This is a genomic window from Peredibacter starrii (assembly GCF_034259205.1).
GTDB classification, from domain to species: Bacteria; Bdellovibrionota; Bacteriovoracia; order Bacteriovoracales; family Bacteriovoracaceae; genus Peredibacter; species Peredibacter starrii.
Genome location: NZ_CP139487.1, coordinates 1,515,846 through 1,540,836, shown reverse-complemented (window position 1 = coordinate 1,540,836; position 24,991 = coordinate 1,515,846). Strand labels below are relative to the sequence as shown.

At 42.7% G+C, this 24,991-nt stretch carries 28 protein-coding genes; 11 read left to right on the top strand and 17 right to left on the bottom strand.

What is annotated here, in order from left to right:
- Positions 1–3,348, bottom strand: a complete 3,348-nt coding sequence (locus tag SOO65_RS07715) for a hypothetical protein (RefSeq protein ID WP_321399035.1) — start codon at positions 3,346–3,348, stop codon at positions 1–3.
- Between the two features lie 200 nt (positions 3,349–3,548).
- Between SOO65_RS07715 and SOO65_RS07710 the strand changes: the two genes are divergently transcribed.
- Positions 3,549–4,322, top strand: a complete 774-nt coding sequence (locus SOO65_RS07710) for a DUF4423 domain-containing protein (protein WP_321399033.1) — start codon at positions 3,549–3,551, stop codon at positions 4,320–4,322.
- Here the strand turns inward: SOO65_RS07710 and SOO65_RS07705 are convergent.
- On the bottom strand, positions 4,319–4,858 hold the full coding sequence (locus SOO65_RS07705) for a GmrSD restriction endonuclease domain-containing protein (RefSeq protein ID WP_321399031.1): 540 nt from the start codon (positions 4,856–4,858) through the stop codon (positions 4,319–4,321). The genes SOO65_RS07710 and SOO65_RS07705 overlap by 4 nt on opposite strands.
- 96 nt (positions 4,859–4,954) lie before the next feature.
- Between SOO65_RS07705 and SOO65_RS07700 the strand changes: the two genes are divergently transcribed.
- Positions 4,955–5,299, top strand: coding sequence for a hypothetical protein (locus SOO65_RS07700; protein WP_321399029.1), 345 nt, complete (start codon positions 4,955–4,957; stop codon positions 5,297–5,299).
- Here the strand turns inward: SOO65_RS07700 and SOO65_RS07695 are convergent.
- Together SOO65_RS07695 and SOO65_RS07690 are read right to left on the bottom strand one after the other, a co-directional pair.
- Complete coding sequence (locus SOO65_RS07695; RefSeq protein ID WP_321400190.1) at positions 5,280–6,305, bottom strand: tail fiber domain-containing protein; 1,026 nt, start codon at positions 6,303–6,305, stop codon at positions 5,280–5,282. The genes SOO65_RS07700 and SOO65_RS07695 overlap by 20 nt on opposite strands.
- Positions 6,260–8,275 (bottom strand): phage tail-like protein, encoded by a 2,016-nt coding sequence (locus tag SOO65_RS07690; RefSeq protein ID WP_321399027.1) that lies wholly within the window; start codon positions 8,273–8,275, stop codon positions 6,260–6,262. Before SOO65_RS07690 ends, SOO65_RS07695 begins: the two co-directional genes overlap by 46 nt.
- A 270-nt stretch (positions 8,276–8,545) precedes the next feature.
- Between SOO65_RS07690 and SOO65_RS07685 the strand changes: the two genes are divergently transcribed.
- Positions 8,546–9,349 carry a DUF4423 domain-containing protein gene (locus SOO65_RS07685; protein ID WP_321399025.1) on the top strand — a complete coding sequence of 268 codons (804 nt, stop codon included), beginning with the start codon at positions 8,546–8,548 and terminating at the stop codon, positions 9,347–9,349.
- Here SOO65_RS07685 and SOO65_RS07680 read toward each other — a convergent pair.
- The 6 genes from SOO65_RS07680 to SOO65_RS07655 all read right to left on the bottom strand — a co-directional run bounded on the left by SOO65_RS07680 (position 9,339) and on the right by SOO65_RS07655 (position 13,945).
- A complete protein-coding gene (locus tag SOO65_RS07680; protein ID WP_321399023.1) occupies positions 9,339–9,923 on the bottom strand; it encodes a MarC family protein in 585 nt (194 codons plus the stop codon). The two genes, SOO65_RS07685 and SOO65_RS07680, sit on opposite strands and share 11 nt — an antisense overlap.
- 14 nt (positions 9,924–9,937) lie before the next feature.
- Positions 9,938–10,750, bottom strand: coding sequence for a class I SAM-dependent methyltransferase (locus SOO65_RS07675; RefSeq protein WP_321399022.1), 813 nt, complete (start codon positions 10,748–10,750; stop codon positions 9,938–9,940).
- A 7-nt stretch (positions 10,751–10,757) separates the two neighbouring features.
- Complete coding sequence (locus tag SOO65_RS07670) at positions 10,758–11,174, bottom strand: very short patch repair endonuclease (protein WP_321399020.1); 417 nt, start codon at positions 11,172–11,174, stop codon at positions 10,758–10,760.
- A gap of 2 nt (positions 11,175–11,176) precedes the next feature.
- Positions 11,177–12,682 carry an ATP-binding cassette domain-containing protein gene (locus tag SOO65_RS07665; protein WP_321399018.1) on the bottom strand — a complete coding sequence of 502 codons (1,506 nt, stop codon included), beginning with the start codon at positions 12,680–12,682 and terminating at the stop codon, positions 11,177–11,179.
- A gap of 142 nt (positions 12,683–12,824) precedes the next feature.
- Positions 12,825–13,139, bottom strand: a complete 315-nt coding sequence (locus tag SOO65_RS07660; protein WP_321399016.1) for a hypothetical protein — start codon at positions 13,137–13,139, stop codon at positions 12,825–12,827.
- A 59-nt stretch (positions 13,140–13,198) separates the two neighbouring features.
- Positions 13,199–13,945, bottom strand: coding sequence for a HAMP domain-containing sensor histidine kinase (locus SOO65_RS07655; RefSeq protein WP_321399014.1), 747 nt, complete (start codon positions 13,943–13,945; stop codon positions 13,199–13,201).
- 122 nt (positions 13,946–14,067) lie between these two features.
- Between SOO65_RS07655 and SOO65_RS07650 the strand changes: the two genes are divergently transcribed.
- Positions 14,068–14,901, top strand: coding sequence for an MBL fold metallo-hydrolase (locus SOO65_RS07650; RefSeq protein WP_321399012.1), 834 nt, complete (start codon positions 14,068–14,070; stop codon positions 14,899–14,901).
- Here the strand turns inward: SOO65_RS07650 and SOO65_RS07645 are convergent.
- Both SOO65_RS07645 and SOO65_RS07640 read right to left on the bottom strand, forming a co-directional pair.
- Positions 14,884–15,615 (bottom strand): SDR family oxidoreductase, encoded by a 732-nt coding sequence (locus SOO65_RS07645; RefSeq protein ID WP_321399010.1) that lies wholly within the window; start codon positions 15,613–15,615, stop codon positions 14,884–14,886. The two genes, SOO65_RS07650 and SOO65_RS07645, sit on opposite strands and share 18 nt — an antisense overlap.
- A gap of 69 nt (positions 15,616–15,684) precedes the next feature.
- Positions 15,685–16,971, bottom strand: coding sequence for a hypothetical protein (locus SOO65_RS07640; RefSeq protein WP_321399008.1), 1,287 nt, complete (start codon positions 16,969–16,971; stop codon positions 15,685–15,687).
- 109 nt (positions 16,972–17,080) lie between these two features.
- Between SOO65_RS07640 and SOO65_RS07635 the strand changes: the two genes are divergently transcribed.
- Positions 17,081–18,421 carry a sensor histidine kinase gene (locus SOO65_RS07635; RefSeq protein WP_321399006.1) on the top strand — a complete coding sequence of 447 codons (1,341 nt, stop codon included), beginning with the start codon at positions 17,081–17,083 and terminating at the stop codon, positions 18,419–18,421.
- Here the strand turns inward: SOO65_RS07635 and SOO65_RS07630 are convergent.
- Positions 18,405–19,265 (bottom strand): GNAT family N-acetyltransferase, encoded by an 861-nt coding sequence (locus SOO65_RS07630; RefSeq protein ID WP_321399003.1) that lies wholly within the window; start codon positions 19,263–19,265, stop codon positions 18,405–18,407. The two genes, SOO65_RS07635 and SOO65_RS07630, sit on opposite strands and share 17 nt — an antisense overlap.
- A complete protein-coding gene (locus tag SOO65_RS07625) occupies positions 19,262–20,155 on the bottom strand; it encodes a LysR family transcriptional regulator (protein WP_321399001.1) in 894 nt (297 codons plus the stop codon). Before SOO65_RS07625 ends, SOO65_RS07630 begins: the two co-directional genes overlap by 4 nt.
- 118 nt (positions 20,156–20,273) lie before the next feature.
- Here SOO65_RS07625 and SOO65_RS07620 point away from each other — a divergent pair, with 118 nt between their 5' ends.
- From SOO65_RS07620 to SOO65_RS07605, 4 genes are all read left to right on the top strand, one after another.
- Positions 20,274–21,317, top strand: a complete 1,044-nt coding sequence (locus SOO65_RS07620; RefSeq protein ID WP_321398999.1) for an NAD(P)-dependent alcohol dehydrogenase — start codon at positions 20,274–20,276, stop codon at positions 21,315–21,317.
- 14 nt (positions 21,318–21,331) lie between these two features.
- Complete coding sequence (locus SOO65_RS07615) at positions 21,332–21,904, top strand: flavin reductase family protein (protein ID WP_321398997.1); 573 nt, start codon at positions 21,332–21,334, stop codon at positions 21,902–21,904.
- Between the two features lie 217 nt (positions 21,905–22,121).
- Complete coding sequence (locus SOO65_RS07610; protein WP_321398995.1) at positions 22,122–22,472, top strand: DUF1428 domain-containing protein; 351 nt, start codon at positions 22,122–22,124, stop codon at positions 22,470–22,472.
- 86 nt (positions 22,473–22,558) lie between these two features.
- A complete protein-coding gene (locus SOO65_RS07605; RefSeq protein WP_321398993.1) occupies positions 22,559–22,885 on the top strand; it encodes a hypothetical protein in 327 nt (108 codons plus the stop codon).
- Here SOO65_RS07605 and SOO65_RS07600 read toward each other — a convergent pair.
- From SOO65_RS07600 to SOO65_RS07590, 3 genes are read right to left on the bottom strand one after another with little or no spacing between them, the layout of a single operon-like run.
- Entirely contained in the window at positions 22,882–23,394 is a 513-nt protein-coding gene (locus SOO65_RS07600) for an Lcl domain-containing protein (RefSeq protein ID WP_321398991.1), read from the bottom strand. The two genes, SOO65_RS07605 and SOO65_RS07600, sit on opposite strands and share 4 nt — an antisense overlap.
- A gap of 60 nt (positions 23,395–23,454) precedes the next feature.
- The gene (locus SOO65_RS07595; protein WP_321398989.1) at positions 23,455–23,604 is read right to left on the bottom strand and encodes a hypothetical protein; all 150 of its coding nucleotides are present in this window, start codon (positions 23,602–23,604) and stop codon (positions 23,455–23,457) included.
- Between the two features lie 9 nt (positions 23,605–23,613).
- Positions 23,614–23,769, bottom strand: coding sequence for a hypothetical protein (locus SOO65_RS07590; RefSeq protein WP_321398987.1), 156 nt, complete (start codon positions 23,767–23,769; stop codon positions 23,614–23,616).
- Positions 23,770–23,845: 76 nt separating this feature from the next.
- Here SOO65_RS07590 and SOO65_RS07585 point away from each other — a divergent pair, with 76 nt between their 5' ends.
- Together SOO65_RS07585 and SOO65_RS07580 are read left to right on the top strand one after the other, a co-directional pair.
- Positions 23,846–24,685 carry a sulfite exporter TauE/SafE family protein gene (locus tag SOO65_RS07585; RefSeq protein WP_321398985.1) on the top strand — a complete coding sequence of 280 codons (840 nt, stop codon included), beginning with the start codon at positions 23,846–23,848 and terminating at the stop codon, positions 24,683–24,685.
- Entirely contained in the window at positions 24,685–24,945 is a 261-nt protein-coding gene (locus SOO65_RS07580) for a DUF1634 domain-containing protein (protein ID WP_321398983.1), read from the top strand. The genes SOO65_RS07585 and SOO65_RS07580 overlap by 1 nt, the downstream gene beginning before the upstream one ends.
- Positions 24,946–24,991 lie beyond the last annotated feature (46 nt).

The following is a 24,991-nucleotide window of genomic DNA, read 5'->3' as shown; positions in this document are numbered from 1 at the left end:
CTAGTCACACACACCGGTAAAGGTATCGGTCATGTCTCCAGAATACCAGGAAGAGTAAACTCCAAGATTGTTATCTCTAACTCGGACATTGAAGTTCACAGATTCAAAACTACACATATAAGTAGTAAACGTTAACCAGTTATTTCCTCCACCACCTGAAACAGTTCCACCGTTTTGGGCCGTGATCGACCACTCGTAAGAATAGTTGCTTCCTGATCCACCTGCAGGCGTCGCTACAGTTGTCATACTATATGTATCCCAATAACCATAGCCGCCAGCTCTTGATCCTGAAAAACTGATAGTCACTGCGGGATAATTTGTACATGCGGTTTGAACGTAACTGCCGCTCAGAACTCCATCGTTACAAGTTCTCACTTGAGAAGCACAGGTACTTGGAGCGACGGCAAAGGTCGCATTGTAACCTGTTGCAGTTGCTCCATGTGCAATAGTTCCCCATGGAGTTCCAGTACAGCTATACCCTGCTCTCGTTTGAACACTCCAGGAACTGGAAGTCGTCGCACCTAAAGTGGCAGAAGCGTTTACTGTGCCTAAGAATGTGCCAGATGAAATTAATCTCAGTGCGATTGTGTCCCCAGGCATAACACCAGTTACGCTCGTACCTCCCCATGATCCATTTCTTGCAATGGCCGCGCAACCTGAACATGTCACAGTTAAAGGGCCATCGAATCCTGAAACTGTGACCGCATTGGAATCAACCCATCCCGAAGGATTTACTCCGGTTGTGTTCGTGAAAGAGAAAGCATTAGGAGTATTGTCTAAACAGACAGCACCACTTGGAATAAATCCGGCCGCACATGATGTAACACTCGCTACTGGACAGCTATTTGTTCCACTTCCCATTCCGGAATAAGTTACTGCTGTGGCGTTCGCAGGAAAATTGGTACAGGCATAGCGATTGTCATTATTGATTGGAGAATAATAACCAGTTCCAACTGACACACAGGCCGAACTGTTCCAATATTGATCGACTCCACACATTGCTCTACATGCGGCCCCATTTGGAGCATAGTTAACAGCACACGTACTTACACTTGCAACTGGACAATTATTTACTCCTGCTCCGGAACCAGAATAGGTCACAGAAGTCGCATTGGCCGGAAGATTTGAACATGAATAACGACTATCATCGTTCACTGGAGAATAGTAACCATTTCCAACCGCCACACAGGCAGAGCCATTCCAGTATTGATCAAGTCCACAAGTGAGACGACAAGTCGCTCCGTTTGGAACATAGTTCGTATCACAGGTCACACTCGAGATTGGACAGTTATTTGCTCCACCACCAACGCCAGAATAGATCACTGAGGTCGCATTAGGGGTGGTATTGGTACACGTATATCGATTGTCGTCATTAACTGGTGAATAATAACCGGCCCCCACAGTCACGCAGGCCGATCCATTCCAATATTGATCTACTGGACACAACTGACGACAACTCAGACCATTCGGAACATAGTTTGAATTACAAGTTAGACTTGATAAAGGACAATTATTCGTTCCAGAGCCCGAACCAGAATAAGTCACAGTTGCTGCGTTTGCGGGCATATTAGTACAAGTGTATCGAGTATCATCGTTGGCCGGTGAATAGAAACCATTGCCAACTCCAATACATGCAGACCCGGTCCAGTACTGATCGAGTGGACATAATAAACGGCAGCTCATTCCTTCAATTGTGTAATTCGTATTACAACCAGTCACACTTGCAACTGGACAGTTATTTGTTCCTCCACCCATTCCGAAATAAGTTACGGTACTGGCGTTGGCCGGCATATTGGTACAAGAATAGCGAGTGTCATCATTTGCAGGAGAATAGTAACCCATTCCAACTGAAACGCAGGCAGAGCCATTCCAATATTGATCGAGCGGACACATTAAGCGACAAGTGGCCCCATCAGGAGCGTAATTCGAATTACAGCTTGTCACAATGGCAATTGGACAGTTGTTTGTTCCGCCACCCATACCAGAGTAAGCGGCAGCTGTGGCATTCGCTGGCAGATTAGAACAAGAATAACGAGTATCATCGTTTATTGGTGAATAGTAACCAACTCCAACCGCGCCACAAGAAGCTCCTAACCAATACTCATCAAGTCCACACATGAGACGACAAGAACCGCCATCTGGAGCATACGTCAGTGCACAGGTTGAAACACTCGCAATCGGACAAGTGTTCGTGGTGAGCCCTGTACTCACGTCATAGATAACATCAACGGCGTTTGCAGGTTTATTGGTACAAGAACTCAGAGCTATTGCCCCACTTCCTGAGACGAAAGTTCCTTGAGGAGCGGCCAGACAAGTTACTGAGAGATTACTTGTTGGTTGATAATGTCCTGGAGTACAAGGCACACAGTTTGTACCATCATAAGAATTCCCGGCAGGACATTGTATAGTGAAAGTCTGACTTCCCGAAGGTGACCAGTTCCCCACTTCATCTCTTTCTTGAACATAGAGAATATGCGGACCGTAAGAAAGATCAGTTGTTGGGGTAAAAAAATTGGAAGTTGTTTCAAGAGCACCGAACGATAAATCAGTATCATCTAATTTATAACGATAAGTTCCTTCGCCCGCTCCTCCAGAAATCCATGACCAAGTCGGAGTGAGATCAATAGTAGTAGCATCTGCCGCCATAATGGGCATTGCCGGAAGGGCCGTATCTACTGTTACGCGAATACTTTCAACTTCAGAGTATGGTTCATCACTAGATGAATTAACCGTACGAACCTCAATCAGATACTCTTGAGCAGGATCGCCACTAAGCCCCGGTAGATCAAGCGACCACTCTCCATTCACACAACTTGTTAGATCCGATCTCCAAACTCCACCATCAACTCTTACTTCCATTCCATCGGTCGTATCTGAGTTACAAGTTCCTTCAAGGATGGGAGATGTAATGTTGGTAGAAAAATCTGTATTGTTATTTGATGTAATAGTCGGATTGGGTGTGGCCGGTCTTTGATAGTTCACATCATAAGTTATAGACGGCGTTTGAGCGCTAATTGATTCGGCCACAATATAAGACAGCAAACGATCATTATTTGGGTCTGTAACAGGTATTCTTGTTACAAAGGTTCGTGTGAGGACATCACAAGGTGAGTTTGTAATCAGGCCCTCATATTCAACATCCACACTAGATGCGGCCCCCGGACATTTACCACGAAGTTCAACTTCAACAGTCACTAGATTTACAGCTTCAATTTGATGGCCAGTAATTAAAGGTGATGAAGGTGCAGTCTCTTTAACAATAACTTTTATATTACCAGATAGAATGCCAACATCCTGACACGAGCAAAGGAATAGTGTGAATAGTGAGAGGAGAAAAAATTTCTTCACATATCAAATATCGACTATAAATATTGGAATATTCAGTTAATTATTAAGAAATTACCGACTGTTACAAGGCCTTTTTGTTACAGTTATTTATTTCTTTTTCTTAAAGAGAAGTAAGAATTTTTTGCCTTAATGAATGTTCAGTTTGCGTGGACTTCTTGTGAAGATCAAATTTTTGGGTCTTTTTATGTTATTTCAATTCCATGAACAACATTCCTTTTTACTCTCATGTCCTCAAAAAAGGACTAACACAAAAGCAAGCGTTGAACCCAAAGTACTCTCTCAGGGCCTATGCCAAGGAACTCAATATTCATCCATCTGTATTGAGCCTGGCAATCAAAGGCGAACGAGCTTTGACGGAAAGAGATACACAGGCAGTGCTTAGCAAACTGAATCTTGCACAAAACGAAGAAGTAAAATTTCGAAAAAGTTTTAAAGATGTTCAGCCACCGGGGAACAAAAAGGTCTTTCTTCTCGAATCAGATTTTCATCAACCCATAATCACCGACTGGGAATACTTCGCCTGCTTAGAGCTTTTTGACATTGCTGATTTTACAGTAGATGCAGAAAATGTGAGTAAAAAGCTGAATCTAAGTATTGAAAGATCTCAGCAGATTTTGAATATACTCCTCGAAAAAGAACTTATCCGAAGAGATGAAAACCTGGTCTATCAAAAAGTGCACCATAGTCTTGCAACTACTGACAATGTTCCTTCTAACATCATCCGCGAGTCTCATCATCGAGGTCTGGAGATGGCCAGAGAAAAACTTGAAACGACCCCTATGGAGTTAAGGGATTACTCTGCTGTGACTCTCGCCATTGATCCGGCCAAATTAGATGCGGCCAAGGCCATGATAAGTGCCTTTCGCCAGAAGATGATTAAATTCATGAGCACAGGAAATAAGAAAGAGGTTTACCGCTTTTCGTTTCAAGTCTTCCCCTTGTCGAACTTGGAAGATAAATCGAAGAAAGATTAATCTTTGCACTTACTCTTAGAAATGGTGTTCTGCTCTTTCGGGCCAATCGCCAGATTGTACTTTGATTTCACCCACTGCCAGTCTTTGATGTATTTGCAGGCGTAATCGTGATTCACTGGAAGCCATTCATCAATCCCTTTCGCCCCTTTCTTACGATTATAGGACCTGAAAGTAATCACGAGATTCTCCGGATCATTAGCAAAGGCTTCTTTCTGCTCCTTACTCCAACCAGCTCCTCCATGTTCATGAGCATGCTTTAGTGGAACAAGGTGATCAACATCAACGTTCTTAGCGTCTGTGTGAACTTGTGGGTAATAGTAATCTTTCCAGCGCCCGCTGATGACTGTGCATCCTTTTTTATTGAGCTTCACATCCGTATATGAACGATTAATGAGAATTTCCTGACGGGTATTCTGACAGTCACGATCTTCATCCACCCAATGCTTCCATTCCTTACGGTCATATTTGGTAGTTGGTAATTGAAAAGATTGGTGAGAACAAGAGGCCAACAGGAGAAGCAATAACATTTTTTTCATGCAAGTGAGTGTAACATAATTTCTTAGAAACAGTTACTGTATGGGTACCTCTAAATTAAGTTGATGAATGAATCCTGTTTAATAGTTAATAAATAAATGGATCATTCATTTGAAATAGTCATCAAAGAAAACATACACAGTATGTTCATTGGAATTTCCGGATTAATACGGAAAGAAGATTTACATCAATTCGAGTCCACACTCTTAAAGATTGAGGCGGTCAAAGAAATAAGTACTTTTATTTTTGACCTGACCTTACTTGAAGAAGCTCCCCTACTCGTCACAAGTGTCCTCATGCTGATGCAAATGGAGGCGAGAAAGAAAGGACGGGTTTACTGCATGCCCCCTCTGAATCATTTAAAAATGGAACTTTCAAAGTTCGGAGTCATTAGAGATTCTGAAACTATGCCGATTGAGGTTCCTATTTTTTCTCCAACATAGCTTCGATCTTTGCCAACCTGGCCTTCATTTCGGCATTTTCTTTTTTCAATCTTTCCAACTCTTCACGCTGTCCTGTGAACTCAGAATAGAACTCTTGAATCGCTTTCGTTAAGAGGGATGTTAATGAGCTGTACTTGACACCCGAGAGTTTGCCCTTCGAATACTCCGCCATGAGAGGATCTACTTTCTCAATTTCCTCAGCGATGAAACCAAGATCTTCCTGATTGTTATTTTTCCACACGAAAGAGACCGGACGCATTTTTAAAACGGTATTTAGACCTAGATTTAAATCTTTTATATCTTTCTTAGTCGAACGAAGTGATGTGCAATAACCCCAGAACCCCCATGCACCATTATAGCAAGCAGTTGAGTTACTTCCTGATGAGTCGACCCGTCCATTCGTTCCATTAGCAATGCCACTGGAAGTTTGATAAACCGTTCCTGCTGTACTAATCGCTCCTGAATAAATACCTCCATTTACGTGAAGAGTTGCAATAGGACTCGTGGTACCAATTCCAACGTTACCAGAGCTGGATATGCTCAGGCCCGAAGTTCCACCATTCCCAACGAGCTTGTAAATGCCAAGATTCAAATTTTGCGTGGCCAGGTGATTACCTAGATTATCTGATCCAGCTTGCCCACCGGCCCCTCCCATGCGAGCTCCTGAGAAGTTCCAAACTTGATTCGCAGTGTTCGCTGATGCGACTACGCTCGAAGCATCACTTGATATGCCAAATGCACGTACCCGCACGACCTGACCAGCGGATAATCGAAGTATGGTAGAACCATTGAGTGCACCCTCGTTCGCTCCTGTGGTGATGACTTCGGAAGATCGGGCCTTCACTACACCATCCACCCATAGTTCTGAATTTCTTGTATGTAACTTTCCCACATTTGAGAGATAAATGGCCCATGAGAAATAATACGTCCCATCCTCAGGCACTGTGTAGGTTCCATTTGTTACATTGTACGAATTAGAAACGTCATATTCTTCATTCGTATAGATGACATCAGTCGCAGTTCCGCTTGGGAATGTCGCTGCGGCAGAAACCTGAGTTGCTCTAAACTCATGAGTCGATCCCCCACCTGTCTCCAAACAGTTGCCTGATACACGAACAGAGATTTTATATCAGTATCGAAAACCATAAGACCATTGGCCGGCGAAGGAATGGCGTTCCTTTGTGCCGTGGTCATTCGTGGTAATAAGAAACCACTTGAGGTAGAAGTCACATCCAGTGCCGCCGAAGCATCAGGTGTTGTTGTACCTATTCCTACGTTACCAGAAGAATCAATAAGAAGGCGATCAACCGCCACGACTCCTGTACGAAAACTCATTTTATCAGTGCCATGATCGTACATCACTGCACCAGAATAACCGGCACCTGACGAGCTATCAGGATCTGCAAAAAGAATAGAGGTTGATCTTGTATTCCCGGAAATTAGCTGAATATTAACGTTACCATTGGATGTAGTACCCTCGATAACGAGAGGTGAATTTGCATTTGTCGACGGCGATAATGAAGCTCCACTGACGAGATGTAGTTTCGAAGCAGGAGACGCGGTTCCAATTCCAACTCTCCCAGTATCGTAATAAATATCTGATCCAGAAGTGGTCCACTGAGTGGATCCAGCTCCAATCGCTGCCACCTTATCATCAACATATTTTTTGTTTGCAGCATCCGAATTTCCAGAAGGATCTCCAAGATTGGTAATGAGCTTACCACCGAGTTGAAGATTTCCGGTCATAACACTGGAGCCATCAAGAGGAACATAACTTGCTTGAGAGGTAATGATAGTAGCATCTTTCGCCTCTAATTTTCCGAGTGCCTGGTTAATTGTATCCAGTGGTGTAATCGGAATCGCAGTTCCCATTCCATAACCAGTCAGGACCGTATTTAAGAAGCTCGAACTAAATGAGCCAAGGGTCTTGTCCCCTCTCACATAATCATTCACTGTCCCTGTGGGAATAGTCGGTTCTTTGTCATTGAGGGCCGTTGTAAGTCCAGCAATCTTTGATTGAGCAATCGCGGCCGTTGCAGAAATATCCGCGTTCACAATACTTCCATCAATGATTTTGTCCGAATCGATGGCACTATCAGCAATCTGAGTTGTCGTAATGGAACCATTGGTAATAGTTGGTGACGGCGCAGGAACTGCTTCCCATTTCGAATCAGCAGCATTCCACTGAATAACATCACCATCTTGAATACCGGTCACATCAACATCCGCAATTTCTGAAAGCTTTGAACCGTTAAGTTTTCCTGCGGCCTTAGTGAGCATACTCCAAGAGTAGTCTCCACTTAATGGAACCACTGCACCGGTTCTTCCATTAAAGCCGGTCACTCCGCCCGTTGCCTGGGCCTCAAGTTTGATCCAACTCGAGCCATTAAAAATCACCCAATCGCCAACTCCATAAGTTTCTGGACCTGCTCCCAGATCCTGAATTCCAGCAACGGTCACGATATAATAAGAGCCAGCAGTTCCCCCAAGCGCGACGATGTCGGGAGAATCTGTAGAAGCATCATAGGAGCCAGCAAATATTTGAGTATTTGTGATCGAGGCCGGGACCCAGTTCGTTCCATTGAAACGAAGGTATTGCCCAGCTGCTGCTCCCATTGATGGAAGCTCGACAGTTATTGGAAATGTGGCCGAAGCAGAAGCATTTGAGACGATAAGATTGAATGTTCCACCGACCAGCAAAGTGAGAGCATTTTTGGCATTTAGAACCAATTTCTCCTCAGTCTTAGATTCAATCTGAAAGTTATGATTGGTACCACCTTGAATCTTTGCGACCGAAACCCCTTTGAGGTTCTTTCCGGTAACGATTAATTGATTATGCTCAATTCTCACTCCGTATATTTTCGGAGGTGCCGAATAGGAATCTTTAATATTTACATTTATCTTACCCATAATCATAGAAGTGTCCTGGCAACCACCAGAGACTAACAATAATAAACTAAGAGTGAAGACCTTCATAACGTGCTCCAGAAAGACCCTATTACTAGGATAAGGGCTATCAGGACCAGATTTTCATGATGAGCAAGATCCGCTCCCAAAAGTGTAACGACTTACCAGTTACAATCATTTATTGGAGAATCATTAAGTTAAGAACCTGATCCAAGGAAAGAACTGCCTACGTTGTAATCAAGTGTAACAAATACTTTTGTAACAATATGTAGCAGTTAAGATTTGTGAAGATCTTTAAATAATAACGATTTTTTTAGTTTTATATGTTAACTGAAATCTATGAACAACATTCCTTTTTATTCTCGCACCCTCAAAGAAGGGCTAAAACAAAAGCAATCGTTGAATCCAAAATATTCACTTAGGGCCTATGCCAGGGATCTTAACATTCATCCTTCTATTTTAAGCTTGGCGATAAAAGGTGAAAGGACCCTAACTGAAAAAGACGCTCAACTCGTTCTTAATAAACTTCAATTGACTCCAGAAAACGAAATCCTTTTCCGTAATAGCATGAAGTCTGATCCGTCAGTCATAGATAAAGTTAAAATTAATCGCCATTACCAAAGACAGGTTTTCATACTTGAGTCTGACTTTCATGAGCCCATAATCACCGACTGGGAATTTATGGCATGTCTGGAGCTTTTTGATTTTAAAGACTTTGAAGTGACTATCGACAATGTCAGTAAAAAACTCAATATCTCAATGGTCAGGGCAAAAGAGGTGTTGGACATTTTGGTCGAAAAGAAACTTATCATGCTAGACGAAGAGCTTCGTTATCAAAAAATCCACGTGAATGTTTCCACGACTGCTGATGTGCCTTCACAGGCCATTCGTCAGTCTCATTACAATGCTCTAGAAATGGCGAAAGAAAAGCTTAAAACCACTCCGATGGAGCTTAGAGACTATTCAACAATTACTCTCGCGATTGATCCGAACAAGTTGGTTGAAGTAAAATCTATGATACGAGATTTCAGGCAGAAAATTATTTCTCTCATGAACGAAACCGATCGAAGTGAAGTCTACCGTTTCTCTTTTCAGGTCTTCCCACTTTCAGCGGTTGAAGACAAAGAAGAAGTTAAAGATTAAACATCTCAATCAGACCTGAACGAATCAACATCACTCCAATCGCAGCAATAAGTAGCGAGAAGATCTTTGTGACCGCATCACTAACGTCTTCTCCAAGCTTATTAACGATCCAACCCGCACGGGCAAACATCACCCACACGATCGCGAGGTTAATTAATAAACTGAGAATCGTAATAATAAGACCGTATTGTTCAGTCCCTACCATTAGAGTTGTCAAGGCCGCTGGACCCATCATAAGTGGAACAGCAATAGGAACAATTCCAACTCTGGTTGGGGCCGCGGCACCCTGGTGACTTGAAGAATCCAGAAGATCACGGATAGCGAACACAAGAAGAAGTAAACCACCGGCCACGCGGAAGTCACTCTCAGTAATACCTAGGAAATTAAAGATCGCGCGACCACCAAAAATGAAAATCAATCCAATCAATAAGGCAGAACCAGTGGCGCGGTAAATAAGGCTTTTACGGTCTTCTTCCGAAAGTTTCTTAGTGAGACCCACCAGGAAAGGTAGAGCACCTAGAGCATCGATAGCAACGAAGAGAGATATGAAGGCCTTAAAAAATTGATTTTCCATGCCTTATTGTAAGGCTAAGGCTTCACAAACTTCAAGGTCATTCGGTCACTTTCGCCAATGTCTTCGTACTTATCCTTGTCCTGCTCTCCTAGACGATAAGTCGGAGGAAGAGTCCAGACACCCGTTGGATAATCGGCAGTGTCTTTGGGGTTGGCGTTTATTTCAGAGCGCCCAACAAGTTTGAAGCCCGCTTTAGTGGCGAAGAAAATAACTTCCTTCTCATAAAGGTAACCACTTTTTGGCACTCGCTTTTTACCATCATGAATTCTGTGCTGAACGATCCCTAGTGTCCCGCCGGGCTTCAAAACATCAAAGAAGAATTGAAACGAGGCATGAGCAGATCTTTTTGCTACCCAATTGTGAACGCTATTAAAACTCACAACTGCATCAGCGAAATTTTTTGGAATCTTGTTTCGCTTATCCACCGGCTCAAATGGAATGATCTTAGTGTGATTCTGAACTTCATGGTTTCTCAGAAGAATGTCTTGAAGTTTTTTCTCGTTTTCTTTCAGAACTGGAGAAGGTCTTGGTGGCATACGAGGAACGGCGAGATACAACTGACCTTGTTTCGCCAGATAGGGAGCGAGAATTTCTGTGAAATAACCGGCACCAGGCGAGATTTCAACCACGGTCATATTTGGTTTAATGCCAAAGAAATCGAGTGTTTCTTTCGGATGCTGATATTCATCACGTTCTTCGTTCTCAGGAGTACGAAAATTCGACGTGACCGCTTCTTCCATGTTTTCTGGTAAAGGAGATTTTGGATCAGGGTACTTATGAGAACAAGAAACTAAAACTAATGCAGCTGTAAGGAATAAAACTTTCATTGTCACCTCAAAGAATACCGTATAACGATTCTTTCTTCTTATCAATCTCATGTTCCCAGATTCTTATCACTTTCACTCCCATGCCGCGATAGTACTTATTATTGCGTCGATCTCTTTTCCTATTAGATTCCACTTTAGTGTTCCAGAAGGCCTTATTTGTTTTAGTTCCCTTAAAACATTTCGGGCACCCGTGCCAAAAACAACCGTCCACAAATAGGACCAACTTCTTTTTCGGAAAATAGAAATCGGGTCTCCCCGGGAGATCTTTTCTCTGCATCTCCCAGCCGGAAATGCCCATACGAACCAGATGCATTCTGATTTTTAGTTCAGTGGATCTATTTCCATTACTTTTAATTTTGGACATGATCCGAGATCGCTCCAGTGAAACGATCTTCGGAACATGTTCTTTTAAATTCTTTTCCATAATCAGCTAAGATCAATGATCCCTGTGAGGTCCAAATTCTCTAAAAATACATGGTCATGGGAGACCACAATCAAAGCACCGTTAAATTCAAGAAGTAGACTCTCCAAGAATTCGATATTCGGCATATCCAAATTGTTCGTGGGTTCATCCATAATCAAAACTTGTGGAACAGGTTCACTCAAAAGGACTTTCGCCAGAGATGCACGGAGCTTCTCTCCACCACTTAGCTCTGAGACTTTTTGAGAAACTCGTTCACCCTGAAAGAGAAACATGGCGAGTGCGTTTCTGAGGTCCTTGTCACTCATTTGAGTTACCGACCTTACATTATCAAATACACTTTCATCATGATTGAGAACCGAATAGTGTTGGTCAATAAGTCCAACTTCCACTGATCCAAAGCCCAGTGACCCTCTTTTCTCTCCTGGAAGATTTTTACCTAAAAATAGTTGAAGCAATGTGGATTTACCTGAACCATTTGCCCCGGTAATGGCCAATCTTGCTGGCCCATGAAAAGTAAAACTCAAATCATTGGACCAAAGATCCTCTTGGCCATCAAAATGAAAATTAAAATCACGTGCCTCTACAATAAGCTTCCCTTGAGGGATCTCAACCTGAGGAAGATTGGCAAACATCACGGGATCAACTTTTAGTTTTTGAAAAGCGTCCCAAGCATCATTTACCGCCTCATTGAGTCTTTCCATCGTGTTCTTATCGATGTCTCCCATGGTTTGTTGGGCCCTTCTCTTTCTTCCACCAGCTAGAATTCGCGGCAAACTTCCACTGTTACCCATCTTCTTTCCCTGGGCCAGTCGCTTTTGTTGTTTCTCAACTTTCTCTTGTCGCTCTTCAATGCTAGCGGCCTTTCTTTTCTTTGCTTCCTCAAGATCGTGTCCAAGTTTGTCCCGTTCTCGTTCGCGCCAGATGGAATACTCGCCCCAGCCTCCTGAGAATAAAGAGAGACCTTGATTAGAAAGTTCAATGATCTTATCTACTCTTTCCAGAATTTCTCGATCATGGGAAATGATGAGAACTCCACCATTGAAGAAATTCAAGAACTCCTGAATCACATCTCGCCCTTCCCGGTCCATGTGATTGGTTGGTTCATCGAGGATAATAAAAGAGGCACCAGATGCGGCCGTCTTCACAAGCCTCACCCGCGCCCATTCACCACCACTTAAACTTGAACAAGTTTGCTCCAAAGAAAGATTCTTCAAGAAAGAGAGTAAAAGAGATTCTTCAAAAGCATTGGTCTCCATCAGATATTCAGAAAGAGAAATTTCTGGTGGAGTTTCTTTTTGATGAAAAATGTGTACGACTTCGGAACCTTTCGAAATAGTTCCCGATGTCGGATCAAGATCACCCAACAAGAGATTGGCAAGCGTGGTCTTCCCCACACCATTAGGTCCAATCAATCCGTAGATTTTGGTCTCGAGTGAAAAATTGATACTCTTAAATATTTGCTGACCGTCCGGCCATTCAAAGCCGACGTTATTGAATACTATTGTCATAACACCACTCCACACCTCGAAAGGTGCGCTCTAAATTAGTAAATAGATCGATTTAGAATGGTTTATGCTCTCATATAGTCCGGGTTTGGGCCCGGACCGCTATCATAACACAATTTGGCCCGATCTGGGCAAGACTCAATGATTAAAAAGGTTTGTAGACCGCTAAGTAAATGGCCCCAACGAGTAAGAGACCAGTTATCCCGGAAAAAGACTTGCCCAATTGAGGCTTAAATTTTGATGTGAGTGCCAGGGCACCCATGATGATCCAAAGACCAAACTTAGCATCTGCCCATTTTGGAAAATTTTCATGAAGACCTAAAGTGGAAACTAAACCAAATGAAGAGGCCAAGACGAGAATCCAAAGTAGACCAAACAACCAGTACGACTTTTTAGAAAGGCTAAGAACCATCGCTCCGATACTTGCGAAATGAATCACCTTGAAAAAGGAATAATCCATAAAACTCCCCCTTGAATATGAATAAGGGGGCCATTTTAGTACCTCAAGTTAGGTTGAGGTCAAATGTGAAATTTCTCTGGAGCTGGTTTTGAAAGTTCCATCACAAGATTGTTTTGGTTAACAGTCAGGTGACCGTGATTTCGTTCAAGGATTTCACTGAATTGCTTGTGGCTGATCTTATCACCAATATCTCCACTGGAATCCATGTAATAGATATTCAGACCGCCCTGCTCATCGGCAGCAATCAGTTGCACCCATTTTTCTGGAAGATCAGAAAGTCTCTCAACAGATTGATTTAAGAGATTGGTCAAAAGCTGCTCGAGTTGACTGATACGTCCTCGGACGAATTTATTTTCAACTCCTCGAAGGCGCAGTTCAATTCCGTGATTACGAAGTCGCTGACCAGTAAGCTTCATCACATCTTCAATGAGCTTACCAAGATCAATATAAGTCTCAACCTCTCTTGTATCAGGGTAAATGAACTGACGAAGTCCTTTAACACTTGTTACAATTCGGTCGCAGCCCTTCTTAATGCTATTGAAGATTTTTTCTTGTTGAGGATCATCGTTTTTTCGCGCCAGTTGATCAGCACGTCCTATTACAATAGTAACAGCGTTATTAATCTCGTGAGTAACACCGGCCGCCAGCATTCGGAGTTCATTAAACTCAGTTTCCTTCATCCGAAGTGCTTCATCTTTTTTACGAATTTCTTTTTTCAGACTGGATCGCATCCAAAGAGAAGCGATAAAGAGTCCGATTGCGAGGGCCAGAATAAAGTATGAGGTTAGGTGTGATCCCGTTTCCATTCAACTATCTTAGCTGGCACATGGCAAAGGTCAGAATGGATTTAAACTTAAGAACACCGGACTGAATTAAAGGCCTATTCTCTAACTATACGATTATGTTTTGTTGCTGAATAATAATGGCTATGAATACCGGTCAATGGACCTATGCAGGATTAAATTTCAACGGACTCTCTCTCGCGGGTGTTAGAACCAGTATAGCCATTCCCGAACTCTCCCTCGCCTTTGATCTCGCACAGGGACTGCCTCATGCGATTGGAATGAATCATTTTCTTATTACTCACGGACATATGGATCATTCAGCGGGCATTCCTTATGTGATCTCTCAAAAGGCGATGCATTCCCACAAGACTCCTCACTTCTACATGCCCGAGAGTATGGTTGAACCCATGAAAGAGATTATGAATCAGTGGAGCCTCATCGAAGGACACCAGTACGATTTTCAATTTACAGGTCTAAAAACAAATGAGGCCTTCACCCTCTCCAGTAGGTATTTGGTCAAAACTTTTGAAACTGTTCATCGAATTCCTTCTCTGGGTTATTCGATTTATAGACGATTCCGAAAACTCAGGAAGGACTTGGAAGGAAAGGCCTCTGAGGAAATAGCAGCGTTTAGACAGCGTGGCGAAGACCCCACAGAAGAAAGAACTGAACTCGTTGTAAGCTTCACAGGTGATACTCAAATTGAATTCTTGGATAAAGCACCGGAAGTGGCCAACTCCAAAATCCTTTTGATGGAGGCCACGTACTTAAATGAAAAGAAAACTGTGGCAAGTGCCAAGGAATGGGGTCACACTCATTTGGATGAACTCATTCCTAGGCTACCAAGTATTAAGAGTGAAAAGATTGTTCTTATTCACTCTAGTGCTCGTTATAGTTTTGAAGAGGCACAAAGTATTCTCATGAAACGATTGCCAAAGACTGATATCGACCGAGTCGTTTTATTTCCCGGCCGTTAGCTCTTCGTACATCTTACGCGAGAATGCCTCTAATTCCTTAGGAGATCTCTCCCACATTTCATACATACCTCTTCCGATCTTGTCCGGGATAATGTCTTCCACTTCTTTTTCGACTTCGTTCAAAATACTAAAGGCCACTTCCGTTGGAGAAGTCATATCCATGGTGCTGCCCTTATTCATGTCTGTATCAATTGCACCTGGATTTACAGCATGAACAGCAATGCCTTTAGATCTCAATTCTATTCGGGCCGCTTGAGTAGCGGAATAAAGTGCGGCCTTTGAGGCCGAATACCCAGCGATGAAAGGAAAATTCACATAGCTTGCAATGGAAGCGATATTAATAATTCTGGCCTCAGGATTCTGTTCTAAAACAGGAACGAAGGCCTTCATCATTTGGATCGTTGAAAAATAATTGATCTCCATATCCCGCTTGAGATCACAATCAAAAAGACCACCAGGGCTAATAACTCCTGCATTGTTGATGAGGATCTGCGTGTCCCGAGCATTTCTTGTGGCATTTTGAATTTGCGTACTATCCGAAATATCAAGTTGAATTAGGACCACGCGAGAATCTCCGAAGTCCGGAACATTTTTAATGTCCCTAGAACAAGCGTATACCTTTTTTACATTCTTCTTTAATAGTGCTTCGACCAAGGCCTTACCAATTCCTCGATTGGCCCCAGTGACAAGTACGGTTTTGTTATCAAAATTCATAGTTACCTCTCTTTAAAGAAAGGTTAACTCTATCTTATAGACCTTGCTGGCGGGATACGGACCTGATCGTTAGTATTGAATCTCTACAACAGCATTCCCCTCTTTATCGATTTCCTTCATTGAAATGCTCAGACCATTCACAGATTCAGTAAAAGTCATGCCAGGAAGAAGAAATGAATCGAGATTATCGTAGAGAGAATAAGAAAGAACTTCGTTGTTCTGTGGATTACGGTAATGAAGTGACTCAGGTGTGACATCCAGGTTATATGAGGTCATACATTTATCGTTTTTATAAAAACCACCACGAAGCTGGATGCCGTTGGTCTTAATTTCTTTTGAGGCCTGATAGAACTCCGGTGACATGACAATCTGGTTATAATAGCGAGAACTCTCAAGCGGAAGCTTCGAGATGTTCTCATCAAATCCACGAGCAGTTCGGTATTCAAGGAACAATGATTGGATTGCAACCGTACAATTATTTGGGTTCACACAGGGAACTGGTAACGGGCCTTCGAGATTAATTCGAACTGAGACATTCTTTCCTACTGTCGTAAAAGGACGAAGTTTAATTCGGCGAGAGCTGCCTTCTTTATTAAGTACGATCAAGCTCTCATCTTTCGTTCCAATCCAGCCGAGTTCTTCCTTGTGGCAGGCAGAAAAATGAAGTGAAGGTCTGTAGAAGCCTTCCCCTCCCATGAGGGTGAACATGTCCGCAATGGCAGACTGAGTACACTTCGAGCGATCAAAGCTCACAACATCTTTTCCACAATCCAAAATATTTGAGTGTCCAGTAGCTCCAAATGAATGACCAAGTTCATGAGCAATCACCGATGAAGTGATATTCGTAAGAGATTGAACTGGAAGCTTCGGCAGAACAAAACGATTTGTGGCACTGAACTGGGCGAGACTCAATTTAACTTCACCAATTGAAGTGCTGTAAGTTTCCTTCCCGTGGGTCGAAAATCCAAAACTATTGTTCTTTGCACACTCACCAGTGTGATTCATGTGATTAAAAACCAACAGTCGATCAACTTTAGTCAGATCCAGAAGTTTATTTTGAATGATGGACTCCAGGACCTCATTACTTGAAAGGTAACAAGTTTTCCCAAGACCTTTAAGTCGTAACCACGGATAAGTCTTTCCCACCAGCCAGGCCTTTTGATGAGAGACCTCTTTTACGTAATTATTTACTGACTTTGATTCGTTAAAGATCGCTTTTTGAAACAGCTCAATGGAAGGTTCTTTACCATCTTCCAGGAGATCAAAGAACACAACTGCAGTTCGCTGCTCCCCGACAGAATCTTGTGAGAAGACAGAAAAAGACAAAAATACGATGGATAAAATAAGGTATTTCATCCTTATTTTATCTCTTGAAAGCCTCAACTCTTGCAAGCTTAACCAACTTGAAATTACCCTAAAACTCGGTTTATACCATTGGCGGGGTGCATTTCACTATAATGTGAGCATGAACACGCGGGTCCCTCTTCAAAATATAAAATTTGAATATGTCCTGGCAGCCTTACTTACGCTCATTGTAGTGATCTTCATTTATGGAAGACAGTTAGTATTTCACGAGATGGACGTTAATCACCGCGAGTCTGTTGATGATATGGAGTATCACTTCGATCGTATTTCAAGCGGGCAGTACTTAAGGAATCTGTCACACCTTATTAACATCCAGTCAGTCAATTATGTCATTAGGGAAGATGAGAAAGATAAACAAGCCCTGGATGAAACGATGAGGTTTTATCAGCAGACAGTTCAAAAGCTCAAAACAAAAGAAGACGAGAAACTTCTTGAGAACATTCTGAAAGGCCAAGAGGAAAAAATCCATTACATCATGTCACTCCTTCCACTTTCAAAAGGGGAAAAGGTTAAAGAACTTTCACGGCCAAAACTTCGCAGGCTTAATGCCAGACTTAGAGAAGATGAAGTGGGTCTAATTGACCTGGAAAGACAGAGATATCAAGAAGAAAGTGAGCAAGTTGATGAAGCAAGAAGAAAGATGGTAAAAGAGATCACTCTCACCTCCACCATTCTTCTCTTCCTAACGATTGGCCTTTCGGGACTTATTATTTATTTTGGGAAAAGAATCAGACTTCAGAGTCAGGGTCGTCTCGAGGCGATTCGTTCAAGAGACGATGTCCTGTCAGTTGTTTCTCATGATTTAAAAAATCCACTGGGGACCATCAAGCTCAATTGTCAGATGGCCATGAGAAATATCACTGGTGAATTTCCAAATCCGGAAAAGATCGTTAAAAATCTTGATGGCATTCAAAAAGCGGTCTTTATCATGCAGACCCTGATTCAAGACTTACTCGAAATGAGAAAGATTGAATCTGGTAAGATGGAGTTAGAGGTCAAGGAAGAAAATTTGAATGAACTGGTGGTTGAAGCTGAGTCACTGCTTAACCCAATGGCAGAAAAGAAATCCATCGCAATTACTAATACTCTCCCCTCAAATCCACTGATTATTAAATGTGATAAAATTAGGGTTCTCCAGATTCTTTCAAATTTAATTTCGAATGCTCTCAAATTCTCCAAAGAAGGCGGAAAGGTGGAAGTTCGAGTTTTAAATGAAGGCGAAGCAGTCCATTTAGCAGTGGCCGATCAAGGGCCCGGTATTTCAGAGAAAGACATCCCCCATCTTTTTGATCGTTTCTGGCAGGCCAAAGCAACGGCAAAGCAAGGAACGGGACTCGGACTCTCCATTGCTCAAGGTCTAGTACATGCCCATGGGGGGAGAATCTGGGTCGAAAGTAGAGTCAACCGCGGAACGACTTTCCACTTCACTTTGCCTGTGTAGCTTTGAAATTGTAAAATTTCGAATCCGATTCTTCCTTGTACCCAATGTCCTGATAAATTTTATTTGAAGTTGGATTTGCGAGATCAGTGTAAAGTACGCAAAACTTTTTTCCAGAGTCGAGCATCTTTTGACTTAGGCGAGCCACTGCATGTGAAGCATATCCCTTTTTTCGATATTCAACAGGAGTATAAACTCCGTTAATAGTGATACCATTTAAAGTGGGACGACTAATACAGGCAAGTGCAACAGGTACATCATTTACGACCCAACAATGGGCAAATTGATTGCTGATGGTCTTTTCGGCAAATTCCTTCCAATAACTCTCGTCATGCCTCTCTGCCGGAGGTAAAGATTCAGCGGCGAAACCCAGCATCCATTTCGTAACAAGATCAACTTCAGAAGGCATAATTGTTCTGAGTGAGCCTGAGACTTGAGTCGGGTGAATGACTTGCTCTAATTTATAGAGTTTTTGATACATTCCAAATTCAATATTTTGATTTGCTAGAATTGACCAACTCTTTGCAAAGAATTCAACTTCCTTCGAAGGACCAACCACACCAGGAATACTCGCACCGAGCTGGTGGAGGAACTGACTCAGTTCCTCCATGCCTTCTAATGTGCCATTCGAAAGAATTAAATTTGAAGGTCGATTTTGAATTGCCGCAGAGATCGTTTGCCCATTATCCAAAACTCTTAGGAGAAGCGGAGGAATTTTGGGTGCAGATCGAAGCATGCCTTCTGCAACTCCGAGGATGAGACTATTCGTCGGCTCATTTTGATATAACAAAGGGCCGGCCTCATCGAGGAAAGTATTAACTGACTCGTCTCTTACTACTTCAATCATGCCTGTCCCTTCTTAATATGATCAATAAAAGCACGAAGCTTCGGAAGAACTTGCGCCTGTTTAGGATAGTATAAATAATATCCCGTACTCGTCGCCTTGTATTTTTCGAGAACAATCTCTAACTCACCCGACTCGACCTTCTTCCTAATTGAATCCTCTGAAGAATAAAGAATCCCGTGTCCACTCACGGCCGCATCAATAATCTGAGAAGAATCATTCATAATGAGTGCACCCTTCACTTGCACTTGAAACTCTTCGCCCTTATGCTCAAACTCCCAACGATCATAGAGTCTGTCTCCTAAGCGAATCGGAAAGCATTTATGCGAGAGAAGATCCTTCGGGTGTTTCGGTCTGCCCATTTTATCAAAGTACGCTGGAGAGCCAGCAGTCACAAAATGTACGGGCCCAAAAAGTTTTACTGCGACCATGTCTTTGGCGAGAATGTCTGAAAGTCTGATACCGGCATCAAAGCCGTTCCCTACAACATCCGACTTTCCATCTTCAAGACACAGCTCAACTGTGACCTCTGGATATTTTTCGATGAAGCTGTAAACAATGGGTGCGAGATAAGATTGATAAACAACTCTCGGAAGGTTAATTCGCAAAAGACCGGTAGGTTTTTTCGAGTAATCACCCACATGTTCAAACGCATGAAGAATTTGATCAATCGCCGGACCAGTTTGAGTAAGAAACTGACTTCCAGCTTCTGTAAGGCTGATGCTTCTAGTGGTCCTTGATAATAACGCCACCCCAGCACGCTGCTCTAGCTGCTTGATAATTTGGCTGATTGCCGAGGGAGTTACGCCTAAAGTCTTTGCTGCTGCGGTGAAGCTTTGTTTCTCGGCAACGGTCTTTAAGGCAATGATTCCGCTGAGTTGGTCATTTTGCATAGGATAATCGATTATTAAGTTTTACTAACAAGTTCATAAAGATTTCTCTCATTTCGCAGATCATTCGACCAGCTTAAAATCTTAGAAAACTGGGCCCATCCCAAACCAAGGAATTCCAATGATTAAAGCTAAAGGCATGGCGGCCTTCAATGCCAAAGAACCACTTAAACCATGGTCATTCGTTCGTCGTGAGGCGAAGGATTATGACGTAATTATCGATATTAAATTTTGTGGAATTTGCCACTCTGACATTCACACTGTGAGAAGTGAATGGGGTGAAGCGAATTATCCGGTTGTTCCGGGACACGAGATCGCAGGCGTTGTTCGCGCGGTTGGACCGAAAGTAACGAAGTATGAAGTTGGTGATCATGTTGGTGTAGGTTGTTTCGTTGATTCATGTCGTGAATGTGCTCACTGTAAAGCAGACCTTGAGCAATACTGTGATGTAGGAATGAACGCTACTTACAACAGCATGGAAAAAGATGGTGTTACTCCGACTCAAGGTGGTTACTCGGATGTGATCGTAGTTGATGAAAACTACGTTCTCAGAATTCCAAAGAATCTTCCTCTTGATAAAGCGGCCCCTCTTCTTTGTGCTGGTATCACTCTCTACTCGCCTCTGAATCACTGGAATGCCGGTCCTGGTAAGAAAGTTGGTATTCTGGGTATGGGTGGTCTTGGTCACATGGGTGTGAAGATTGCTGCTGCTCTTGGAGCTGAAGTTACGGTGATCAGTCACTCTGACAAAAAACGCGAAGATGCGATGAAGTTTGGTGCTCACAATTTTATCTCAACTAAGAATCCAGAAGTGTTCGAACAGAATGCTTCGAAGTTTGACTTGATCATCAATACGGTCTCAGCTGAGATCAACATGAATGATTACTTCAACCTTTTGAAGACTGATGGATCACTGGTAGTCGTAGGTCTTCCGGAGAAGCCACTTTCAATTCATCCGTTTCCTCTTGTGATGAAACGCAGAAGCTACGCTGGTTCTCTTATTGGTTCAATCAAAGAAACTCAAGAAATGCTCGACTTCTGTTCTAAGCACAACATCACTCCAGAAATTGAAGTGATTAGGCCTTCTCAAGTGAATGAAGCTTATGAGAGAGTCATTAAGAGCGATGTTCGTTATCGCTTTGTTATGGATATGTCGAAAATCTAGTCTCGGAGTTTTATATGGACAGTCACATTGCCCCGGTTGAGTTAAAAAAGGCCTTCCGCTTGATTAACCACGGTCCTACCATTCTTGTTTCTGCTCGCTTTGGCGGCACAGATAATGTGATGGCCGCGGCCTGGGCATGTGCTCTGGACTTTGATCCTCCTAAACTTACCGTTGTGCTGGATAAGTCGACCAAGACTCGCGATCTAGTTGAGAAAAGTGGAATGTTTGTGATTCAGGTTCCCACTGTTGCTCAATTAAAACTTACTCAAGCAGTTGGTAGCAGTACTCTTCATAATGATCCAAATAAACTTCAAAAGGCCGGCGTTGAACTGCTTAAGTTCGAAGGTTTTGATTTACCATTCGTAAAAGGCTGCTCAGCTTGGCTCGCTTGCAAACTTATTCCAGAACCGCATAATCAAGAGACCTATGATTTGTTCATCGGGGAAGTTGTGGGTGCTTGGTCTGATACTCGGGTATTTAGTAATGGTCATTGGCACTTCGAAAATGCTGATCCTTCAATGAGAAGCATTCATCATGTTGCTGGTGGGAATTATTATGCGATTGGGGAGCCGTTTAGTACAAAATAAAAATGGCCTTCTTTCGAAGACCATTTTTCGTTCGTTTTCCGTCTTCCGATTTTACTCTTCCGACTTCCTTCGAACTAAAATCAGGATACGCCTTTGAAAGAAAAGTGTGAATCCCTTTATCCTGAATTCTCCCGCAAGTGCAAACAGTAAGACTCAGTTTACTGACAAAAACTTATTACGTTTCTACTATGAGACCCATCATAACCATGGAGGTTTTATGTACGTAGAAGGATTTATTTCAGCAGTACCGAAGGCCAACAAACAGCTCTACAGTGAACACGCTAAAAAGTTCGCAGAGATTCTGAAAGAGCATGGTGCCACTCGTGTGGTGGAATGCTGGCAAAGTGATGTTCCTCATGGAAAAACGACAGACTTCTTTGGCGCTGTTAAGGCAAAAGAAGACGAAGAGATCATCTTTAGCTGGATCGAGTATCCGTCGAAAGAAATTCGGGATAAAGCGGATAAATACATGATGGAAGCTCCTGAAATGAAGGAGATGGGCAAGAACATGCCGTTTGATGGCTCAAGAATGATATATGGTGGATTTGAGTCCATTCTGGATTCATGAAAAAAAGAATGAATCATATGAATTTTTGACGATTGTTTAGGTCTTCTGGATTTGCAATAACTCTCCCGCAAACCCAGGAGGCCTTTATGAAAACTCTCGCACTAGGAACTCTTACTCTCATTTCTGCTACTCTCGCTCACGCCAATACTTCCCCTCTCTTACTAGACGCCGCTTGCAGTTACAGCTGCACTTACACTGTCGAAAGATGTTATGACGGTTGTTATGAAATGGAGTCGTCTAAGAAAAAGTACGTCGATTATCGTGGACTCTCACTAGAAGCGATCGAAAGTGTTAGGTACTCAGATGAACTCAGAAAAGAGTGTCTTAAAACTCTTCCTGAAATGACCCAATGGGATGCTGATGCAAAGTTCAGCAAAATTGAAAATTTCAAGTGTGAGTATTTCAAACACTAAGAGTCTTTAGCAACACAACGGACCGAGGCGCCATCTTTGAGATCGCCGACGTCCGTTTTTTGTTCTGAGCCGTCCCACAAATACACACTCGCAGGCACTGCACGTCTGCGGTATTTTCTTCTCGTTTTAACTGGAGTTGAAGACCAGAACCAGTGATTCATATTTGGTAGGGCCTCTTTCATACCATTGGCCGCTGCGGTTTCATACTCCCGAATAGAGGGAAGTCTCCATTTCAAAGAACCCAATACTTCGTAACCTGATACTTCATCATCACAGGCCTTCTGAGACCCATAATGGTTAAAATCAGTAGGGATACGGCTCCCCCAAATGAGTTTGGTCTTTGTATCTTGATAAAATTCAACTCCTTTATCAGTCGCTGAAACTAAAACGAAATTACCCTTTGATTGGTTACAGTCCTTAATACGATCTTCCACTGTGCCTTGAAGGCCACACGGTTTAGCAAAAGCAGTTGAAATAAAAAAGAATGGAATTAGGTATAGGTATCTCATAGACGTTGTATCGGACGACTCCAGAAAACATTGAGAACCTGACACTCTAACTCCAGAATATTATTCTCGGCTATGTTCTACTTTGTTACCAAAATTATAAATTTTGGTTCCTAGTTTAGCGGCACCCATTTTTGTTACAATTTCACCTACTCTTTCAATAGCATCGCCTACTGTATGCATGAAAGAACCTTTTGATGTTGTATTTTTCATAAGGCCTCCTTAGGCTTTTCTTCTCTTGAAATATTGTATCTCACGTTCATGCTGAAGGGCCTCCTCTTTAGAGCTAAAAGTTCCGAGATTTCTTCTGTGACCGGTCTGAGGATTTACCTTCCTTGAATAGATTCGGTATTCACCTGATTTTAGCTTGCGAATCATAAAAACCTCCTCTGAAAACAGATGCAAAACTTAGACCGTTTCTTGGCTTATTAAGTGAGATAATGTAGTATAAAACATGCAAATTTCTGACGTTCTTTTGCTCTTTTCTATCTCCTTCGGGGCCAGTGCGCTTGGAGGAATTTTAGGAATGGCGAGTGGGATCTTCATCGTTCCCCTTCTCACTCTTTTCTGCAATCTAGACATTCATACGGCCATTACAGCGAGTCTCATTTCTGTAATTGCCTGTTCATGTGCCGGGGCCGGTGCTTATCTCAAGGCCAAGCTTACAAATTTTCGTTTAGCGATGGTTTTGGAGATCTCCACGACCCTGGGTGCCCTAACTGGAGTTCTGCTCATGGGGACGATTTCTGACACGTTTCTGTCGATACTCTTCTCGGCCACTTTATTTCTTTCCGCGTTTCAGATGTATCTCAAACGAAAAGATCCTGCGGGAAATTTAGAAGTTGATGAAAAAAGCTGGGGCGCTCGTTTAGGACTTGGCGGAGAATATGTGGACTCGCACCAAGGTACGGTTCGCTACTCGGTTCATAATCTTCCTCTAGGTATGTTTCTCATGTATTTAGCAGGCGTACTGTCCGCCCTTTTAGGAATCGGCAGTGGTGTTCTTAAAATTCCGGCCATGGATTCTGCCCTCAAACTCCCAATCAAGGTCTCATCAGCGACTTCTAATTTCATGATCGGCGTTACCGCGGCCGCCAGTGCTGGTGCTTACTTTATTCGTGGGAATATCGTTCCTGAAGTGACTGGCCCAGTGGTAGTTGGATCAGTCGTAGGAGCTCTAATAGGCGCAAAGATTTTAATCTCCTCTTCAAGTGAGAAACTTAGAACTGCTTTTGTATTCATTCTGGTTATATTCGGAAGTCAGATGCTTTATAAAACTTTGAAGGAACTTTAATGGCACAAGTAGAAAAGCGCTTAGAGAACCTTCTTCAATATGGAACCTGGACGGCGACGGCCACCACGACGATTGGAGTTCTATTTAATTCTATGACGACGATTAATTGTGGAATTGGATTGTTCATTCTTATTCCAGTTGGCCGTGTGCTGGGACTTCTTTTGAGCTTCATCAAAGAGAAAGACTTGAAGATGGCCTCTGCAGGTTTTATCGTGATGAGTATTATTGTCCTAAGCTTCCTAATGGGAGTAACGCATTAGTCTCATCGAGTCTACCTAAGGCCCACTTCCCTAAGTTCCTCCAATC

Bases quoted from the DNA above. Each gene is read 5' to 3' on its own strand.
- SOO65_RS07710 (WP_321399033.1), top strand. From the start codon at position 3,549: ATGAACAACATTCCTTTTTACTCTCATGTCCTCAAAAAAGGACTAACA.
- SOO65_RS07705 (WP_321399031.1), bottom strand. From the start codon at position 4,858: ATGAAAAAAATGTTATTGCTTCTCCTGTTGGCCTCTTGTTCTCACCAA.
- SOO65_RS07700 (WP_321399029.1), top strand. From the start codon at position 4,955: ATGGATCATTCATTTGAAATAGTCATCAAAGAAAACATACACAGTATG.
- SOO65_RS07690 (WP_321399027.1), bottom strand. From the start codon at position 8,275: ATGAAGGTCTTCACTCTTAGTTTATTATTGTTAGTCTCTGGTGGTTGC.
- SOO65_RS07685 (WP_321399025.1), top strand. From the start codon at position 8,546: ATGAACAACATTCCTTTTTATTCTCGCACCCTCAAAGAAGGGCTAAAA.
- SOO65_RS07680 (WP_321399023.1), bottom strand. From the start codon at position 9,923: ATGGAAAATCAATTTTTTAAGGCCTTCATATCTCTCTTCGTTGCTATC.
- SOO65_RS07675 (WP_321399022.1), bottom strand. From the start codon at position 10,750: ATGAAAGTTTTATTCCTTACAGCTGCATTAGTTTTAGTTTCTTGTTCT.
- SOO65_RS07670 (WP_321399020.1), bottom strand. From the start codon at position 11,174: ATGGAAAAGAATTTAAAAGAACATGTTCCGAAGATCGTTTCACTGGAG.
- SOO65_RS07665 (WP_321399018.1), bottom strand. From the start codon at position 12,682: ATGACAATAGTATTCAATAACGTCGGCTTTGAATGGCCGGACGGTCAG.
- SOO65_RS07660 (WP_321399016.1), bottom strand. From the start codon at position 13,139: ATGGATTATTCCTTTTTCAAGGTGATTCATTTCGCAAGTATCGGAGCG.
- SOO65_RS07655 (WP_321399014.1), bottom strand. From the start codon at position 13,945: ATGGAAACGGGATCACACCTAACCTCATACTTTATTCTGGCCCTCGCA.
- SOO65_RS07650 (WP_321399012.1), top strand. From the start codon at position 14,068: ATGAATACCGGTCAATGGACCTATGCAGGATTAAATTTCAACGGACTC.
- SOO65_RS07645 (WP_321399010.1), bottom strand. From the start codon at position 15,615: ATGAATTTTGATAACAAAACCGTACTTGTCACTGGGGCCAATCGAGGA.
- SOO65_RS07640 (WP_321399008.1), bottom strand. From the start codon at position 16,971: ATGAAATACCTTATTTTATCCATCGTATTTTTGTCTTTTTCTGTCTTC.
- SOO65_RS07635 (WP_321399006.1), top strand. From the start codon at position 17,081: ATGAACACGCGGGTCCCTCTTCAAAATATAAAATTTGAATATGTCCTG.
- SOO65_RS07630 (WP_321399003.1), bottom strand. From the start codon at position 19,265: ATGATTGAAGTAGTAAGAGACGAGTCAGTTAATACTTTCCTCGATGAG.
- SOO65_RS07625 (WP_321399001.1), bottom strand. From the start codon at position 20,155: ATGCAAAATGACCAACTCAGCGGAATCATTGCCTTAAAGACCGTTGCC.
- SOO65_RS07620 (WP_321398999.1), top strand. From the start codon at position 20,274: ATGATTAAAGCTAAAGGCATGGCGGCCTTCAATGCCAAAGAACCACTT.
- SOO65_RS07615 (WP_321398997.1), top strand. From the start codon at position 21,332: ATGGACAGTCACATTGCCCCGGTTGAGTTAAAAAAGGCCTTCCGCTTG.
- SOO65_RS07610 (WP_321398995.1), top strand. From the start codon at position 22,122: ATGTACGTAGAAGGATTTATTTCAGCAGTACCGAAGGCCAACAAACAG.
- SOO65_RS07605 (WP_321398993.1), top strand. From the start codon at position 22,559: ATGAAAACTCTCGCACTAGGAACTCTTACTCTCATTTCTGCTACTCTC.
- SOO65_RS07600 (WP_321398991.1), bottom strand. From the start codon at position 23,394: ATGAGATACCTATACCTAATTCCATTCTTTTTTATTTCAACTGCTTTT.
- SOO65_RS07595 (WP_321398989.1), bottom strand. From the start codon at position 23,604: ATGAAAAATACAACATCAAAAGGTTCTTTCATGCATACAGTAGGCGAT.
- SOO65_RS07590 (WP_321398987.1), bottom strand. From the start codon at position 23,769: ATGATTCGCAAGCTAAAATCAGGTGAATACCGAATCTATTCAAGGAAG.
- SOO65_RS07585 (WP_321398985.1), top strand. From the start codon at position 23,846: ATGCAAATTTCTGACGTTCTTTTGCTCTTTTCTATCTCCTTCGGGGCC.
- SOO65_RS07580 (WP_321398983.1), top strand. From the start codon at position 24,685: ATGGCACAAGTAGAAAAGCGCTTAGAGAACCTTCTTCAATATGGAACC.